15 protein-coding genes and 2 tRNA genes are annotated in these 15,774 nt (G+C 34.6%); 5 read left to right on the top strand and 12 right to left on the bottom strand.

Going from position 1 to position 15,774, the window contains the following annotated elements:
- Nucleotides 1-72: 72 nt before the first annotated feature.
- The 4 genes from RTP52_RS19760 to RTP52_RS19775 form a co-directional block, all read right to left on the bottom strand.
- Nucleotides 73-147, bottom strand: a tRNA-Pro gene (locus RTP52_RS19760).
- Between the two features lie 152 nt (nucleotides 148-299).
- Nucleotides 300-794 carry a metallophosphoesterase family protein gene (locus RTP52_RS19765; protein ID WP_312106484.1) on the bottom strand — a complete coding sequence of 165 codons (495 nt, stop codon included), beginning with the start codon at nucleotides 792-794 and terminating at the stop codon, nucleotides 300-302.
- Between the two features lie 16 nt (nucleotides 795-810).
- Complete coding sequence (locus RTP52_RS19770; protein ID WP_312373079.1) at nucleotides 811-1,392, bottom strand: XTP/dITP diphosphatase; 582 nt, start codon at nucleotides 1,390-1,392, stop codon at nucleotides 811-813.
- A gap of 154 nt (nucleotides 1,393-1,546) precedes the next feature.
- Nucleotides 1,547-2,863, bottom strand: a complete 1,317-nt coding sequence (locus tag RTP52_RS19775) for an N-acetylmuramoyl-L-alanine amidase (RefSeq protein ID WP_312373082.1) — start codon at nucleotides 2,861-2,863, stop codon at nucleotides 1,547-1,549.
- 223 nt (nucleotides 2,864-3,086) lie between these two features.
- Here RTP52_RS19775 and RTP52_RS19780 point away from each other — a divergent pair, with 223 nt between their 5' ends.
- Nucleotides 3,087-4,058, top strand: a complete 972-nt coding sequence (locus tag RTP52_RS19780) for an alpha/beta hydrolase (protein ID WP_312106478.1) — start codon at nucleotides 3,087-3,089, stop codon at nucleotides 4,056-4,058.
- A 121-nt stretch (nucleotides 4,059-4,179) separates the two neighbouring features.
- Here RTP52_RS19780 and RTP52_RS19785 read toward each other — a convergent pair whose 3' ends face one another.
- The 3 genes from RTP52_RS19785 to RTP52_RS19795 form a co-directional block, all read right to left on the bottom strand.
- Nucleotides 4,180-5,322: a THUMP domain-containing class I SAM-dependent RNA methyltransferase gene (locus tag RTP52_RS19785; protein ID WP_312106477.1), complete on the bottom strand. Its 1,143-nt coding sequence runs from the start codon at nucleotides 5,320-5,322 to the stop codon at nucleotides 4,180-4,182.
- 155 nt (nucleotides 5,323-5,477) lie between these two features.
- Nucleotides 5,478-5,780 carry a rhodanese-like domain-containing protein gene (locus RTP52_RS19790; protein WP_312106475.1) on the bottom strand — a complete coding sequence of 101 codons (303 nt, stop codon included), beginning with the start codon at nucleotides 5,778-5,780 and terminating at the stop codon, nucleotides 5,478-5,480.
- Nucleotides 5,781-6,036: 256 nt separating this feature from the next.
- Nucleotides 6,037-6,249, bottom strand: coding sequence for a hypothetical protein (locus RTP52_RS19795; RefSeq protein ID WP_312373083.1), 213 nt, complete (start codon nucleotides 6,247-6,249; stop codon nucleotides 6,037-6,039).
- A 517-nt stretch (nucleotides 6,250-6,766) separates the two neighbouring features.
- Here RTP52_RS19795 and RTP52_RS19800 point away from each other — a divergent pair.
- Complete coding sequence (locus RTP52_RS19800) at nucleotides 6,767-7,327, top strand: acetate uptake transporter (protein WP_312106473.1); 561 nt, start codon at nucleotides 6,767-6,769, stop codon at nucleotides 7,325-7,327.
- Between the two features lie 143 nt (nucleotides 7,328-7,470).
- Here RTP52_RS19800 and RTP52_RS19805 read toward each other — a convergent pair whose 3' ends face one another.
- Nucleotides 7,471-7,983, bottom strand: a complete 513-nt coding sequence (locus tag RTP52_RS19805; protein ID WP_312373086.1) for a DUF1700 domain-containing protein — start codon at nucleotides 7,981-7,983, stop codon at nucleotides 7,471-7,473.
- Between the two features lie 320 nt (nucleotides 7,984-8,303).
- On the opposite strand from RTP52_RS19805, the gene RTP52_RS19810 reads away from it, so the two are divergent.
- The gene (locus RTP52_RS19810) at nucleotides 8,304-9,857 is read left to right on the top strand and encodes an ABC-F family ATP-binding cassette domain-containing protein (protein WP_312106336.1); all 1,554 of its coding nucleotides are present in this window, start codon (nucleotides 8,304-8,306) and stop codon (nucleotides 9,855-9,857) included.
- A gap of 78 nt (nucleotides 9,858-9,935) precedes the next feature.
- Here RTP52_RS19810 and RTP52_RS19815 read toward each other — a convergent pair whose 3' ends face one another.
- On the bottom strand, nucleotides 9,936-10,433 hold the full coding sequence (locus RTP52_RS19815; protein WP_312373088.1) for a winged helix-turn-helix domain-containing protein: 498 nt from the start codon (nucleotides 10,431-10,433) through the stop codon (nucleotides 9,936-9,938).
- Between the two features lie 245 nt (nucleotides 10,434-10,678).
- Nucleotides 10,679-12,556: a DUF4914 family protein gene (locus RTP52_RS19820; protein WP_312373090.1), complete on the bottom strand. Its 1,878-nt coding sequence runs from the start codon at nucleotides 12,554-12,556 to the stop codon at nucleotides 10,679-10,681.
- 1,074 nt (nucleotides 12,557-13,630) lie between these two features.
- Here RTP52_RS19820 and RTP52_RS19825 point away from each other — a divergent pair.
- On the top strand, nucleotides 13,631-13,915 hold the full coding sequence (locus tag RTP52_RS19825; RefSeq protein ID WP_312373093.1) for a hypothetical protein: 285 nt from the start codon (nucleotides 13,631-13,633) through the stop codon (nucleotides 13,913-13,915).
- A 2-nt stretch (nucleotides 13,916-13,917) separates the two neighbouring features.
- A complete protein-coding gene (locus tag RTP52_RS19830; RefSeq protein WP_312373096.1) occupies nucleotides 13,918-14,517 on the top strand; it encodes a lysine exporter LysO family protein in 600 nt (199 codons plus the stop codon).
- A gap of 137 nt (nucleotides 14,518-14,654) precedes the next feature.
- On the opposite strand, the gene RTP52_RS19835 is transcribed toward RTP52_RS19830, so the two are convergent.
- Together RTP52_RS19835 and RTP52_RS19840 are read right to left on the bottom strand one after the other, a co-directional pair.
- The gene (locus RTP52_RS19835; RefSeq protein WP_312373098.1) at nucleotides 14,655-15,143 is read right to left on the bottom strand and encodes a DUF6774 domain-containing protein; all 489 of its coding nucleotides are present in this window, start codon (nucleotides 15,141-15,143) and stop codon (nucleotides 14,655-14,657) included.
- Nucleotides 15,144-15,606: 463 nt separating this feature from the next.
- A tRNA-Arg gene (locus RTP52_RS19840) sits at nucleotides 15,607-15,680 on the bottom strand.
- Nucleotides 15,681-15,774 lie beyond the last annotated feature (94 nt).

The raw sequence follows: 15,774 nt of genomic DNA on the forward strand, positions 1-15,774 counted from the left end.
ACCCACGTATCTAGCTTGGAAGGCTAGTGTTCTACCATTGAACTACACCCGCATGCGTGTTTTGTTATTCAGTCGGGGTGACAGGATTCGAACCTGCGACCTCTTGATCCCAAATCAAGCACTCTAGCCAAACTGAGCCACACCCCGGTAAATAAAACCACACATCATTCTGTTGTGCATCCTTAAGAAGTGTTCTCTGTCAGACGCAAGAGTTATTATATATGACAAAAAGGTGAATGTCAACACTTTTTTTATAAGATTTTATATCCAGTTTATACCACTAACTATTTAGGAATATCTTACAGACTATCTTCAATGAAATTCAGTGTATAATGCGCTTCTCCTTTTGCATCAATCTCCATTATAATAAACGTTGGTATTCGCCCTGTTTGTCTAGGCTGTGTAATGCTACCAGGATTAATGACAGAAAGGTTATCCTCCGCCAAATCAATCAAAGGTTGATGAGTATGTCCAAACATTACAATATCTGCACCATTTAATACAGCTGCCTCTTTTAGTTGTTCTGTTCCATAATTTACTCCATAACGATGACCATGCGTTAACATTACATAGTATTTCCCGATTTCTAAAAATTTTTCACGTGGTATGTCGGTAAAATAATCATTATTTCCTGAAACCATCTCAACTTGGCAGTCAGCAATCTCATTAATATACGATGCATCACCTTCTAAGTCTCCAAGATGGATTAACATGTCAATAGGAGAAACCTTTTTTATTGCTCTTTCCAAATTAGTATATCTTCCATGGGAATCACTTACAATTAGTATCTTCATGTGCGCTCTCCTAAACCTATAATTCTTCCTTCATTGCATTCAACGCTTTCGCCCTATGACTAATTGTATTCTTTTGCTCTGGTGTTAATTCTGCAGTAGTACAACCGTACTCTGGCACAACAAAAATTGGGTCATAACCAAATCCATTTTCACCAGCGATCTCATATCCGATAGTTCCTTCAATGGTTGCTCTTTTCACCTTAATTTCTCCATTTGGCCAAGCACATGCAATGACACATACAAACCTGGCCGAACGTTTCTCTTCTGCTACTCCTTTAAGCAAGGACAAGATATGATTATTCTTAATATCATAGGAGGTATCTTCTCCTAGATAACGAGCTGAATATACCCCTGGAGCTTTCTTAAGGTAATCAACTTCAAGTCCGGAATCATCCGCTAAAACAATTTCTCCCGTCATTTCCATAATTGTTTTTGCTTTTATTATAGCATTTTCTTCAAATGTTGTTCCGGTTTCTTCAATTGAAGTTTCTATTCCAGCTTCTTTCATGGATACCACTTCATAATCCAAGTCTTTTAATATCATCCTTATTTCTTTCATTTTTCCTTCGTTGGATGTTGCAAAAATAATCTTTCTCATCGTTAGCTTCCTTACTTTTAATTTCTAATCTAATATCTATCACCTAATATACCACATCTGTATGTAGATATGATATAGCAATAACAAGGAAAAGCACGCTTCGCGAACTTTTCCTTGTCATCAATAAGAAACATGAAATGTTTTTTTCATACCATTATCTCATTACTGCCATTTGTCCTTTATCTTCCTGCCCTAATTTCTTATAAGCAGACAATATCGCATCGTATGCACCTTTCGCAACCTTTTGTTTTCCTTCCTTACTAGTTAAGAAGTTTAGGTCTCCTTGATTTGACATAAATGCAACTTCTACTAATGCAACTGGTACATTTGCCTCTCCTACGATATATACATCTTTGCTACGTGGAACCAGTCCTCTGTCTTCTAAGCCAATTTCCTTCACAACTTCTTTTAGACAAATAGCTGCAAAGTCTTTAGAATTCATCCTCGTCCAATCATTTTGTTTCTCATTATAAAGCACCTCTGTACCGTGTACACCACGTTCATCATTTGCATTACAATGAAAACTTAAGAAAAGATCAGCCTCCACATCATTTGCCAGGTTTACTCGCTGATTAAGAGTAAGTCCACGATCCGTGGTTCTGGTATAATAAACCTTAATGTTCTCTTTATCTAATAATTCTTTTAGCTCTAGTACCATAGAAAGGTTCATATCTTTTTCATGGTAAACGAAATCCCTTGAGTAAGTTCCAGAATCATATCCACCATGTCCAGCATCTACAACAATGATTTTATCATAAATATCTTTCGGACGCACTAGGGAAATATAGTAGTTGTAATCGTCCTCAAAAAATAAATAAGCATAGGTTTTGTTTAATTCCAATGTTATCTCGGTCTTAAAACACTCATTTTCAGGATAAGCATAACTGTTTACTTGAAGACTCTTTATGCAATCAGTGACAGTTATATTTTCTAATTCCTCTTTATCTGGTGAATTTTCGTTTGATCCAGTCGTTGAAGCTTGGTTACTGGTTGTATCTTTGGTATGAATCTCGGATTCTGGTTTCCCTTTAAAATAGTTCCCCTGATACATTCGATAAATTTGGTTCTCTTCTATCTTTGTTTCAAAGGAATCTGTAATAATGAAACGTATCCGTCGATCCACGGACTCATCGATTAATTCAGCCATAGCTGAATTTGATAAATGAGAGGGCTTTTCTACTACAATAAAGTTATTACCTAGCCTTTCCTTTATATCCTCTGAAATACCACCAGGTATTTGCTGCTTGGCATTCTGTTCACAGTTAGGATCCTCTTGATATGATAGGGGCTTTATGCTTTCTTTCTCACTAATCGGAAGCATAGTAGAAATTGTTGTTGGAAGCATAGGAAATATACCAGCGTACGTTACTTTTCCCTTTTCTAGTTTAAGTACAAAAGGAATTAGTAATACACAGGCCATGAGCAAAACACTGTAAGCTGCTGCGCGCTTCAATATCCTATCTTCTGGCACTTTTGTTCCTCCTAACATTATAATAGTTAATTAATTAAACTTTATATATATATCGGCATGAAACTGCTTTCATTAACATTTTTTTATATGTTAAGCATAATTATTTTCACTTTATTTTTTTATCTTATACCGATTCAATTGTTATTATCCACAAGTTATTACTAGGATTTTATTGTCTTTTTCCTATAATCAACTTATAATATAAGGAGTAGCCAAGGTACATATGATGTATTTTTATGCTACTTATTTCCTAGGTAAGAAAGGAGATTTTGAATTGAAAGCAACAAATCCTATTGTAGTTCAAAAAGATGGGTATGAAACAATTCTTTACCCTCAGTTATGCCAGACAGAGCCCGTAAAAGGCACAATATTATTGCTTCACGGTATGGCAGAACACCATAAGCGCTATCAAATCTTTACTGATTATTTAAACAGTTGTGGTTATGACGTTTATCGATATAACCATAGGGGTCATGGTACGGATCAGAAACTTGAAGACCTTGGCTATATAGCTGATAATGACGGATATAAGATTTTAATCTCTGATGCTTTTAATGTCTTAACTTATCTAAAAGAAAATAACCGTACTAACAAATTGATCTTAATTGGACATAGTATGGGTTCTCTAGTATCAAGAAATGTGATGCAATTTTTTAAGGACTTAGATTGTGCTGTCATAATAGGAACAGCTTTTAATCCACGCTCAAAATCCCGGATTGGTATCGCATGTGCACATACAATAAAGAAATTTAAGGGAGCAAGACATTACTCCGCCTTCTTGAATAAACAATTATTCGAAACGAAGCACTACACCTCTCTTTCTGAACGAACTAATTTTGATTGGTTATCTCGTAACAATCCGAATGTTGGCGCTTATATTCATGATCCTTACTGTGGGTTTCAATGTAGCACAAGCTTCTATGAGGATCTTGCTAACTTAGATTATCATGCAGGGTTACCAAAACGAATAAAACTAGTTCGTAAAGATTTACCGATTCTTTTTACAAGTGGTACGAAAGATCCAGTCAGCCGTTATGGAAAAGATGTAGAGCGCTTATTTCTGTTACATAAACGTTTGGGATTTCAAAATATCGATTGTATTATGTACAAAGATTGCAGGCATGAATTATTAAATGAATTGAATGCAGAAGAAATCATGAAAGATATCGAAGATTGGGTGACAAAACATATCTAGATAATAAAAAGGACTGTGGCAAATTATCTCTTCTTATAGAGAACTTTTTACCTCAGTCCTTATCCTTTTGTCTTGTCAAAGGGATACTCGGAGTCCGCTTCGCTACTTCCTCGTTAGACTCTTAACGTTTCGGTGGTTTTGGACCCATATATTGATAAAAGTAAGTCTTTAACATACCATTGTAGATTTTACGATTTCGATCAGCCTGACGTCCAATGTGCTTTTCAGCATCTTCATAACTTGTAATTAAGTAGCTAGACCAAGTGTCTAATCGTTTCATTGCTTGTCCAATCTCATGATAAATAGGAGGCATTGCCGATTTATCCTCCAAACGCTCACCATATGGTGGGTTAGTTATAATAAACCCATATTTTTTCGGACTACTAAGCTCACTAACAGAACGTTTTTGAAAATGAATATACTGATCCACCCCTGCAACCTCAGCATTTTGCTTTGCAGCTTTGATTACTTCTCCATCTATGTCATACCCTTGAATATTCATTTCAATATCATGAAGAATCATATCATTTGCTTCCTCTGCTGCTTCATACCATGCCTTCTTTGGTATGAGATCCGTCCAATTCTCCGCTAAGAAGGAACGATTGAGACCAGGAGCTATTCTAGCTCCAATCATGGCTGCTTCGATAGGAAATGTACCACTACCGCAGAATGGGTCGATTAATACACGGTCTTTATTCCATGGAGTTAACATAATGAGTGCTGCTGCCAAAGTTTCTGTGATTGGCGCTTTGGATATTAGCTTACGGTATCCCCTCTTATGGAGTGATACACCAGAAGTATCAATGCCAATGGTGATCTCATCCTTCATAAAGGTAACACGGACAGGATATTCATTCCCACTCTCCTCGAACCATTCCACCTTATATACGTTCTTTAATCTTTCAACCATTGCTTTTTTCATAATAGATTGAATGTCGGAAGGACTAAATAATTTACTCTTAATTGACGTAGCTTTTGCAACCCAGAACTTACCATCCTTAGGAATGTATTGTTCCCACGGAACCTCCTTTGTTTTTTGAAATAATTCTTCAAAGGTCTCCGCTTTGAATTTCGCTACTTTTATAAGAACTCTTTCTGTTGTTCTTAAAAACATATTAGCTCTACAGATTGCGGTCTCATCTCCGGCAAAGATAACTCGTCCATCTTCTACACTGACTATTTCGTAACCTAAATCTGTAATTTCTCGCTTCAGCACTGCCTCCAAACCAAAATGACATGGTGCAATATATTCGTATCGACTCATTCTAACCTCCAATTGTTTTTAAACAATACGCCATAAATAGCGCATAGAAAACCAACCAAAACAGCTAAGAATTCCACTGCTTTCGTTGATTTTCTAAAAACCACTGGTCTCATTGTAATTCTCTTTTCTCTTGCAGTCAATGTTTATATCACGAACTAACGTTCCAAACGATACGGATAGGCATGAATACCACCACAAATATGATAAACTTTTCCCTGTATCCCACTAAGATCTCTCGCTGCCAGCATACTTAAATTTCCTCGGTAACAATATAAAATAATTACCTTAAAATATCTAACTTTTTCAGCAAGCTCCTCCGGAGAATTATATGGTATACTAACAGCGTTTGGAATATGGCCCTTATCATAATCTTCTTTTTTTCTTAAATCTACAATAATAGCATCCTTTCCACCGATATAACGATTGACCTCTTCTAACCGCACTCCTTCAAAATACATACCATACACCGCCTTTTATAGAATACAAAGAAAGAAAATCTTTCTACAATATAGTATTCCATTCGACTGAAATGGTGATTGATTTAAGTATTATACTGACAGAAAAATGCCTAGGATGTAATAATATAAGAGTTCATCGTCTTACATTACTACATCCTAGGCAAAAATCAATAGAATATACACACTACTTATATTTTTTATAAAATATTTTTATTAGAAACTCTCTGTCCTACAAAATAATATTTGCTAATAATAACTATTTGTAGTTCTGATTGTTTTGTGCATTCTTGGAACTACCAGAATAGTTCTTTGTGTTATTCTGTGCATTCTGTGCATTCTGTGCATTTTGTGCGTTTTGTGCGTTCTGTGCGTTCTGTGCGTTTTGTGCGTTCTGTGTAGAATTCTGAGAACTCTTATTAGAACTTGTATTATTGCTGTTTGCATTTCTGCTATTATTTTCTGATGACATAGTATGTCCTCCTATTAAAAATATATTTATTATATAACTACATGAGTTAGTATGCCTAATCTTTTGATATTTATTCATTGCTGAGGATTAGATTTAACATCTTTTCTTATCTCATTTCTTGTCATTTCTTACAAAATAATACACAATTCTATATTTTTTATTTTTATTTTATTAGGGAAATATATGGTATTTCTAAAATTAAAAAAAGATTTATTTATCTATTGATTTTTCCCTTTTTATGTAGTATCATTAAAAATGTATCAGTAATTATGAATACGAAGTGAGCAGGAAACTGCTTAGTAAGCTTACATAATTTTGATACGCTATATAACCCCTTATTAATTATTTATACTCCCCTCAACGAAACAGCCGGTAGCTCCCCTACCGGCTGTTTCACTTTTTAATACTTATGATCTCTGTCTATAATCAGTTTTTCCTAATTGCAATTTAATAACTCTCATGCTACAATAGCAATCTATGTTTAATTAACACCTTAACAACTTAATGGGAGGACACTATGTCAACAGAAACAAAAGCAACGATTGCCAATCCAGCTCCACTTGGTTTGCTAGGATTTGGAATGACAACCTGTTTACTTAATCTTCACAATGCAGGTATAATACCGCTATCCATTGTTACCGTAGCAATGGGATTTGCTCTTGGAGGAGCTGCTCAAATTATAGCTGGTATTATGGAGTTTAAGAAAAATAATACGTTTGGTGCCACAGCATTTACCGCTTACGGGTTCTTTTGGTGGTCACTCATACTGATTTGGATGAATCCAACAAAGTCTATTGCTTCCTCTGATTCAATCAGCCTTGGATTTTATCTTCTTCTATGGGGAATTTTTACCTTATTTATGTTTATCGGTACCTTGAAACATAATATAGCATCACGTATTGTATTTGGTTCATTAACATTACTATTTTTCTTATTAGCTTTAGCTAATTTTATGGATTCACACAGTGTTCATACCATTGCAGGTTACGTAGGTATATTTTGCGGACTCTCTGCAATTTATAATTCCGTTGCCCAAGTTATAAATGAGGAATATAAAAAGACGATACTACCACTTTAATAATCCGATATTTAAAATGGAGTATTGCAAAAAGCTAGGTTTACCTAATTTGCAATACTCCATTTATTCATAACAAGGAAAAGTTCGCGAAGCGTACTTTTTCTTATTTTTTTATAATTTTTCATGATTACTAAAATTTCTCCTCATCGTCTTTTAAATCGATTGCTAAGATAAGAAATTCCTGCAACAATTAAAATAACAGGAAGAACAAAGTTAAAAAATACCTTAAATGCAATAGCACCAATCCAGAATACTGCGCCTAATACAATAAATAAGATAAATAAACTAATCAAACAACCAAGCCAGCCTTTCATTCCAATTGTCTTAAATACGGAATGATTTGGATCCTTCTTTCTATCGCTTTCTCGATCATAATTTGCATTTGAGGAATTCGCAGATTGATAATTACCTCCATCCGAATAGCTATAGGATTGATAATGTACCTTATTATCATGGTTCATCTTATAAGTATCAATGATAGTTCTTGCAATCAAACGAGGGTCACCTATCCCTGCTGTAATTTCTTCTTCAGACTGCTCCCCCTTTTTCGAATTCATATAATCTCTATAATAATTGATATTGGAAACAATTTCGTTGTAAGGGAGTTCGCCATCCAAGCTATCTCTTAATTGATTTAAAAATTCTTGTATTGTCATATGTTATCTCCTTTAATAAAAAACATTCTAACACAACTAGAATCTCCCGTAAATGATGGTTTCATTAATATCCCATTAAATTTTTAATAATTCTAACTTAATTCCTTTATAAAATTGTTAATATAGTCCAAGCCTGCTAAAGAGAAATCTCTTGTAATTTACCTCTATATCGTCTATAATGTACATGTTTTGCACCTACTGAATTCAATATATAAGGAGCATTAGGTTGAATGAACAAGGTTTTTCAACCGGTAATTTGTGATATCGCATAAATTACTATTGTTATAAAAGGGCGCTAAAGCGCCAGAATTGAGGTCAGAATGAGTATATTAAATGTAACGAACCTAAATCACGGTTTTGGTGAGCGAATGATTTTTCACGATGTATCCTTCCGTCTGTTAAAGGGGGAACATATTGGGCTTATCGGAGCAAATGGTGAAGGTAAATCTACTTTTATGAATATTATAACCGATAAACTTATGCCAGATGAAGGTACGATTGAATGGTCAAAAAATGTTCGTGTTGGCTATCTTGATCAGCACTCTGTGCTAGAAAAAGGAATGTCAATCCGCGATGTACTAAAATCTGCTTTTAACTTCTTATTTGAATTAGAAACTAAAATGAATTCCATCTGTAATGATTTAGCGGATGCCTCGGATGAAAAGATGGCCGAGCTTATGGAGGAATTCGGAACGATTCAAGACCTTTTAGATGCCCATGATTTTTATATTATTGACTCTAAGGTTGAAGAAATCGGACGAGCTCTTGGACTTACCGACATTGGTTTGGATAAAGATGTTACTGACCTAAGTGGTGGTCAAAGAACTAAAGTTTTATTAGGAAAACTACTTCTTGAAAAGCCAGATATTCTCCTTCTCGATGAGCCTACAAACTACTTAGACGTAGAGCACATTGAATGGCTTAAGCGCTATTTACAAGAGTATGAAAACGCATTTATCTTAATTTCACATGATATCCCATTCTTAAATAGTGTAATTAATCTTATTTATCATATGGAAAACGGTGAACTAAATCGTTACGTCGGAGATTATGATAAGTTCCAAGAAGTTTATGCAATGAAAAAAGCGCAATTAGAATCTGCCTATAAAAAGCAACAACAAGAAATCAGCGAACTACAAGACTTCGTTGCCCGCAATAAAGCACGTGTATCTACCCGTAATATGGCGATGTCTCGTCAGAAAAAACTAGACAAGATGGATGTTATTGAATTGGCAAAAGAAAAGCCAAAGCCAGAGTTTCATTTTAAAGAAGCTCGAGCTGCAAGCCGTTACATCTTCCAGACAGAGCATTTGGTTATTGGTTATGATGAACCACTATCAAATCCAATTACTTTCTCTATGGAACGTGGTGATAGAATTGTATTAAAGGGTGCGAATGGTATCGGAAAAACAACATTGATGAAGAGTATCTTAGGATTCATACCTTCATTAAACGGTAACGTAACCCTAGGTGACTATCTTTATCAGGGATATTTTGAACAAGAAATGACAGGTGCGAAAAACAATACCTGTATCGAAGAACTCTGGCGCGAGTTTCCATCCTGGACACAGTATGAAGTGCGTACCGCTCTTGCAAAATGCGGACTTACAACAAAACATATAGAAAGCCAGGTTCGTGTATTAAGCGGTGGAGAACAAGCAAAAGTTAGACTTTGTAAGCTAATTAACCGAGAAACTAATATTTTACTCCTTGACGAGCCTACAAACCACCTAGATGTAGAAGCAAAAGATGAATTGAAACGTGCCCTTAGAGAATACAAAGGAAGTATCCTATTGATCTGCCATGAGCCAGACTTTTATGAAGGTTTTGCAACGAAAGTTATTGATTGCAGCAATTGGTCAACTAAGATTTGATGAGATGTCTTAGCCAATAATACTATATCAACATGAAAAAACAGGTACAAAGTGATTTTTTAGAAACTTTCTTTGAAATCACTTTATACCTGCTTTTTTCATTTTCCAGTAGAGTAGTCTCTGTTTCATACCAAGCGAATAATTTTTTGTCTTTTTCTTATCTACACCTTTTAAGCCTACAAGCTCAATGGTTTCATGGATATAATTATCATCCTTAATCCCAAGGCTAATACACTTCATCTTTAGATTTTCAAACGCAGTCATATTGGGAAATAACCCCGGTGCCTCAATCAAAACCCCAATTCTTGAAAATAATTCTTTCTGTTTATTGCAATCAGCACCAAATAACTCTACACCGATAAAGTTCTCCTCCCATGCATAATTATAAATCTCCTGCTTACTAAAAACCTTATTTGGATGAAGAAGTAACAGTTCTAGTATCTTATATTCCTGTTTGGTAAGTGGTATCAATTTTCCTGCTAATCTAACTTCATAAGAACTACGATCCAATAATAAGCCTTTATGAGAAAGACATTGATTTGTTTCATCCTGCGATTTCTCTACATTTCGATTCACTCGCCTACCCCTACATTTAGCGTGGCTTCGGTTACCCGAATATGCCTAAACCACCTTATAGCCAGCTTCCTCTAAGGCTTCCTCAGCATGTTATTAATATTTAAATCATCTTCAACAACCTTACCATGAATAAAAGCGAGTTCAAACAGAATCCTCCGAAAGCCGATTGGCTTCTCCTTAGAATATTCCATTTGCACCCGCTCTTTTTGGGTACTTATATCACTACAAGCAAAATAACTGTTTTATTAATATCTCATTGGCAATAAATCATTGTATTCTTGAACAGTAGCGTCAGAAAGTAATAATTCAATTATCTTTCTACCTGTCTCATGAAGATCTGGAGTTAAGAATTTCTCAACTTCTGCCTTGAAGAAATCAAGAAGTATCTTAGAGCCAGCATCATAGCCTTCGATACCAACTTCTTGCTGCATCTCTGGTTGTAAAAATGCCTTACGGATGTACTGGCCATCTACCTTAAGTGATCCAAGTCCATAACCAAGAACTGAACAACGAGCTTCTACTAAATGCTCTGGTTTAAATTTTGCACTACCTCTTCTAGCAATATACTCTCTTGCTACCCACTGTGGCACAAATCCAACTTCATAAGCGCCAATGTGTTGATTTGGAATGAGTAAATAACGAGTATGACTTGAATTTAATATCTGCTCCATAAGAAGGTTTGCCTGCTCTACCATCTTACCAGTTGCAAATGGCCAGTAAGATCCTACTCCTTCACTTGTCATACCTTCGGAAGAAGTGATACTTGGATTGTTATATCCTCTTGGCGCAACCAATCTCCATAACCAAGCAAGTGCTGGAGGTAAGATGTGGAACATACCAAGAATACCGTAAGAAGGCTTCTTCTTTGTACAAGCTGGTGTTCTAACCCCAAAGCTTCTAACATCAATTTCTACAGGCTCATCAATAACATTCTGAACCAAGCGTCTTGGAAGAACTACTCTTGGGTTTGGACAAGGTTTTCCATTAGAATCTAATGTATGCTCCCAAACAAGACAAGTAGAATTAGGTACACCCTGGAGATTTAAAAATACCAATGGCTCTTGTGGATGAATAAAAATCTTTTCATACTGTGGGGCAGTACCATAACTCTTAATATGGTCACAACGTAAGAACCAGCCTTGCTCTGCATCCTTTACAACAAGTTTTTTACTATCGTTTTGCATCTTTGGATGACAAATTGCCATATCGTCGGTAACAGGTCTTAATTCACATGATTCTGATAACTCAATAAATGTTTTCTCACCAGTTACTGTATTTTTACCAAGTAAAATACGACCATCCATCTCACGGTGGACATGCTCGATCATCTCACTCTTTCCACCGCCAGATGCACCTTCATGCATAATAACAATTTCATTATCGTATGGAGTAATAACCTTAACAGTAGACGCATGAACGGTTGTCCAACCTTCATTTTCACCAATGTTAAGTAAAACGCCGTAAATACCCTTCTTCGCACTTGGGCCTGGATATAAGTTATAGGAGAACAACTCATGAATTCCTGTCAAACGATTGTGAATTACAATTTGCTTACCATCAAAGTGAGTATGACGGAATGGAGGCGCTAAGAAAATAACAGCCTTTGGATTGAAGTCCTCCGTAATGTCATGCATACTGGTAAAGCCCTGTAAATCTGCTACAGCGCAAGCAAAGAATCCCGCATTTGCTGGAGAAACCAATAAGGTATCATAACCATATTCCTCACCACCAGACTTAAAAGCAAACACAATAAGCTTTTGTCTTTTTAACCATTGGAATGTTTCTTGACGAAGTGGCTCAAAATCTTGATTGTAAACATCATCGTACTTAGGCTTGTCTGTATCATTTTTATCGGCAACTAATAGACAATCTGGGTCACGTCTACGCATATAGTCGTCCGGATAATTTACTACAATACCATTTTTACAACGAGTAACCGTTGCTTCTACAATGTTACCCTTGCCCGGTACTTCATAAGCCACCTCATAAGTGTCCACATCTTCTCCACCAAAAGCCATATGTATCAGCTCCTTCTTCGAACGTGGGTAGTATACGTGTTTGCTCTCAGTTAAAATATCCCTGATATAAGATGGCAAATTCCACTTTTCCTGATTGATTTTCATAGCAATCCTCACTTTCTTCCTGTCTTTTTATATAAAAATATACTTCAAGTTGTTATCTATCATATATTTTTAGCCCTTATTTTAATTATTCCTACCTCAGCATTGAACTATACATTCATTCGCTCGCATACCAAAATGACGAAAGGTCCCTCTGTTTTTAAGAAAGCCAATATCAAAGAAACCTCTGATATTGGCTTACTTACAACTTAGTTTAACTATTTGCATCGTCATCCATATTATGAAATATTAAACCAACTTTTTTCTTAGGTTATTAAATACTCAACATCCTTATAAAAAAGCCTTAAGAAGTCAAATAAAGACTTCGTTAATAAATTATCTAATTCTAGTTTAGATTTATGATAATATTTCCTAATCCTACCAAAGTTTCAATTGAATTACATTCACTTATACAAAATTTTAATGCAGCTAATTATAACGAAAAACCTGTAAACATACTGTTTGCAGGTTTTAAATTCAAGTAATATAATCTAGTAAGTAACCTGTTAGGAATTTTGTCATTACACGTAATCTGTACCAATGTCGGATACGGTTTAATATATCACAAACAATTTATAAAGTCAAGATTCATAACTATTTCCCAACAGATAAAAATTAACTAGTAGTATTGATAGAAACATACAAAAAATCAAAACTTTCTTATAGTTTTGTACACTACTTCGTCATAGTGTTGAAGTAGTTATCTAAATTTTAACTTCTTAATACTGAAAGTTATAATTTCAGTAGATATTATTCTAAAACTTTAGATAGAAGCACCAAATTCTAATCAATTTTTGTATAACTCTTTCGTGTAATTCGTTCTCTTGCTTGAAATTAAAATATTTGTTATAGTATATACGTTTGTATTAGGTTTCGTGGGCTTTATAGAGGATAACGTTCTCTATTCTTTTCCATATCATTGGATTATTCTTATTTTTCCTAAATGAGGACTTCATTAAGTATTTCCTTAAAACTACAATCCAGGACAACTCTAAAGCTAGTCCATTATTACGTTTCACATGAGGACTAGCATTTGAAATCAAGTATGTATACTTTTTATAGAAGGGAGGCTATATTATGGATATTCTCATTATAATGGGAATTGGAATTTTCATTGGATTAAAATTTTTTCCAGATAAATATAAAAAGAAGAACGAAAAAATGCAAATGGTATGCACCATTTTAATTATTTTTTCTATGGGGGTTATGCTTGGAAGAAGAGAGAATTTTCTTCAAGAAATAACAAGTCTTGGTTTAACTAGTTTTTTATATTTTTTTATACCAACGCTCTTCTCTATTCTCATTGCTTATTTGTTAACCAGATTATTTATGAAAAATAAATCAAAAGAAAAGGAGGGCTAACTATGGTTCTACTTACCGTAATCGCGTTGTTATTAGGAATTGCTTATGGCTTATCCGGTATTGATATAACAATTATTAATTTTATTGCAGAACATACTCACTATATTCTTTATTTGCTTATGTTTTTAGTAGGTATCAGTATTGGATTACATCGTGGCCTTATACAGAAAATTAAAGAATATCATGTGAAAATTTTTATTATTCCTTTTGGTATCATAATTGGCTCGTTGCTAGGTGGTATTGTCTGTAGTTTTATGACTGGAATTTCTATGAACACCAGTACCGCTATGGCAAGTGGATTAGGTTGGTATAGCTTATCTGGTGTTATGATTAGCGAGTTTGCAGGCGCTTCGTTTGGTAGCATTACTTTCCTAAGCAGTTTAATGAGAGAAATATTTTCATTTATTAGTATACCATTCATAGCAAAGTATTTTAATTTTCCTACCTGTATAGCACCTGCTGGAGCTACTAGTGAAGATACTACTCTACCTATGTTAATTCGATATACCAATGAAGAAACCGTAGTATTATCTGTAATCAATGGTATTTTGTGCTCAGCAGCAGTACCAATACTTATTAATCTATGCTATCAGATTTTTTAAATTTAGTTTATGATAGACATTGATTCATATTGATGTCTATCTAAATTATTAGTTAGTATGCTTATAAAAATTATGTACATTTTCTTACTTGTAATTTGAAATAATAAAGGTGCGAACGAAATAACACTCCTATCGTTCTATTTCTTGATATTATCACTATTATTCCCTTCCATATCAACGCTTTTACTATCGCTAATCTTCATAGAACTATTTTTATGAGTGAATGTAGTTTTCATATTACTCCTTACGGAACCTTGTTCACTTATTGCTGGTGTAATAGTGTTATTCTTATCACCGATTTGTCTTATACTATTATCATTACTTTCGTTACTTTGTCTACTACCATTATCTTTACTACTTTTACTATTTTTATTATCTTTATTATCTTCACTATCTTTATTATCTTTATTATCTTTATTATTATTTTTTTTATTATTTTTCTCTGCATCTGCGGTTTGCTTATCACAAATATCATTACAAATTGCTCTTCGAACAGCAATTGCATTAAGTGAATCACTTAATAATACCAAATCTGCAGCAAGCAAAGCTAATTCATTGTCATCAAGACATTCCGCAATTCGACAGGCTATAGTGCTTATCAATAGTATATCTGTACAACCATTCATTATTATCACCTCGATATAATATATGTACCAAAGAAAGCGGGTAGATATTAAAGTTTTCCACGAAGGTATTCGTAAATAAATCTATGATTAATTAGTACAAGTTATGTCTAATAATTATAATTTTATTTGGTATATGGTAAAAGAAAAATAGTAGATTTTCCAAGTCAATTACAGTGCTTGATAGGATCTCTTAAATTAGGCAATAATGCTTCGATTTCAGATTGAAGAAGAAGGCTTGACGGTTAGAGGGTTTGGGGTTTGGCGTTTGAGGTTTGAGGTTTGAGTCTTAGAGTATACAGATGATTATTGGAATACTGATTTCCTTAAGATAGATTATAATGAGCAGTGGTGTTTTTATAGGATAGTAATATTTAAAGATATCCGCGACACCTTTTTCATTTTGATCTGAGATTAGGTCATAGACATGAAAAAAGCCTGTAAACTCAGCATTTACAGGCACTAATGTACGTGACATGATTCGAACACGCGACCTTCTGGTCCGTAGCCAGACGCTCTATCCAGCTGAGCTACACGTACATAGTATGAAATTTTCACACTCATTATCCTTGAATAATTCAAAGATAATGCCGGCGACCGGAATCGAACCGGTACGGGAGATTAGTCCCGCAGG

It is taken from the genome of Lachnoclostridium sp. (assembly GCF_031997925.1).
Taxonomy (GTDB): Bacteria; Bacillota; Clostridia; order Lachnospirales; family Lachnospiraceae; genus Lachnoclostridium.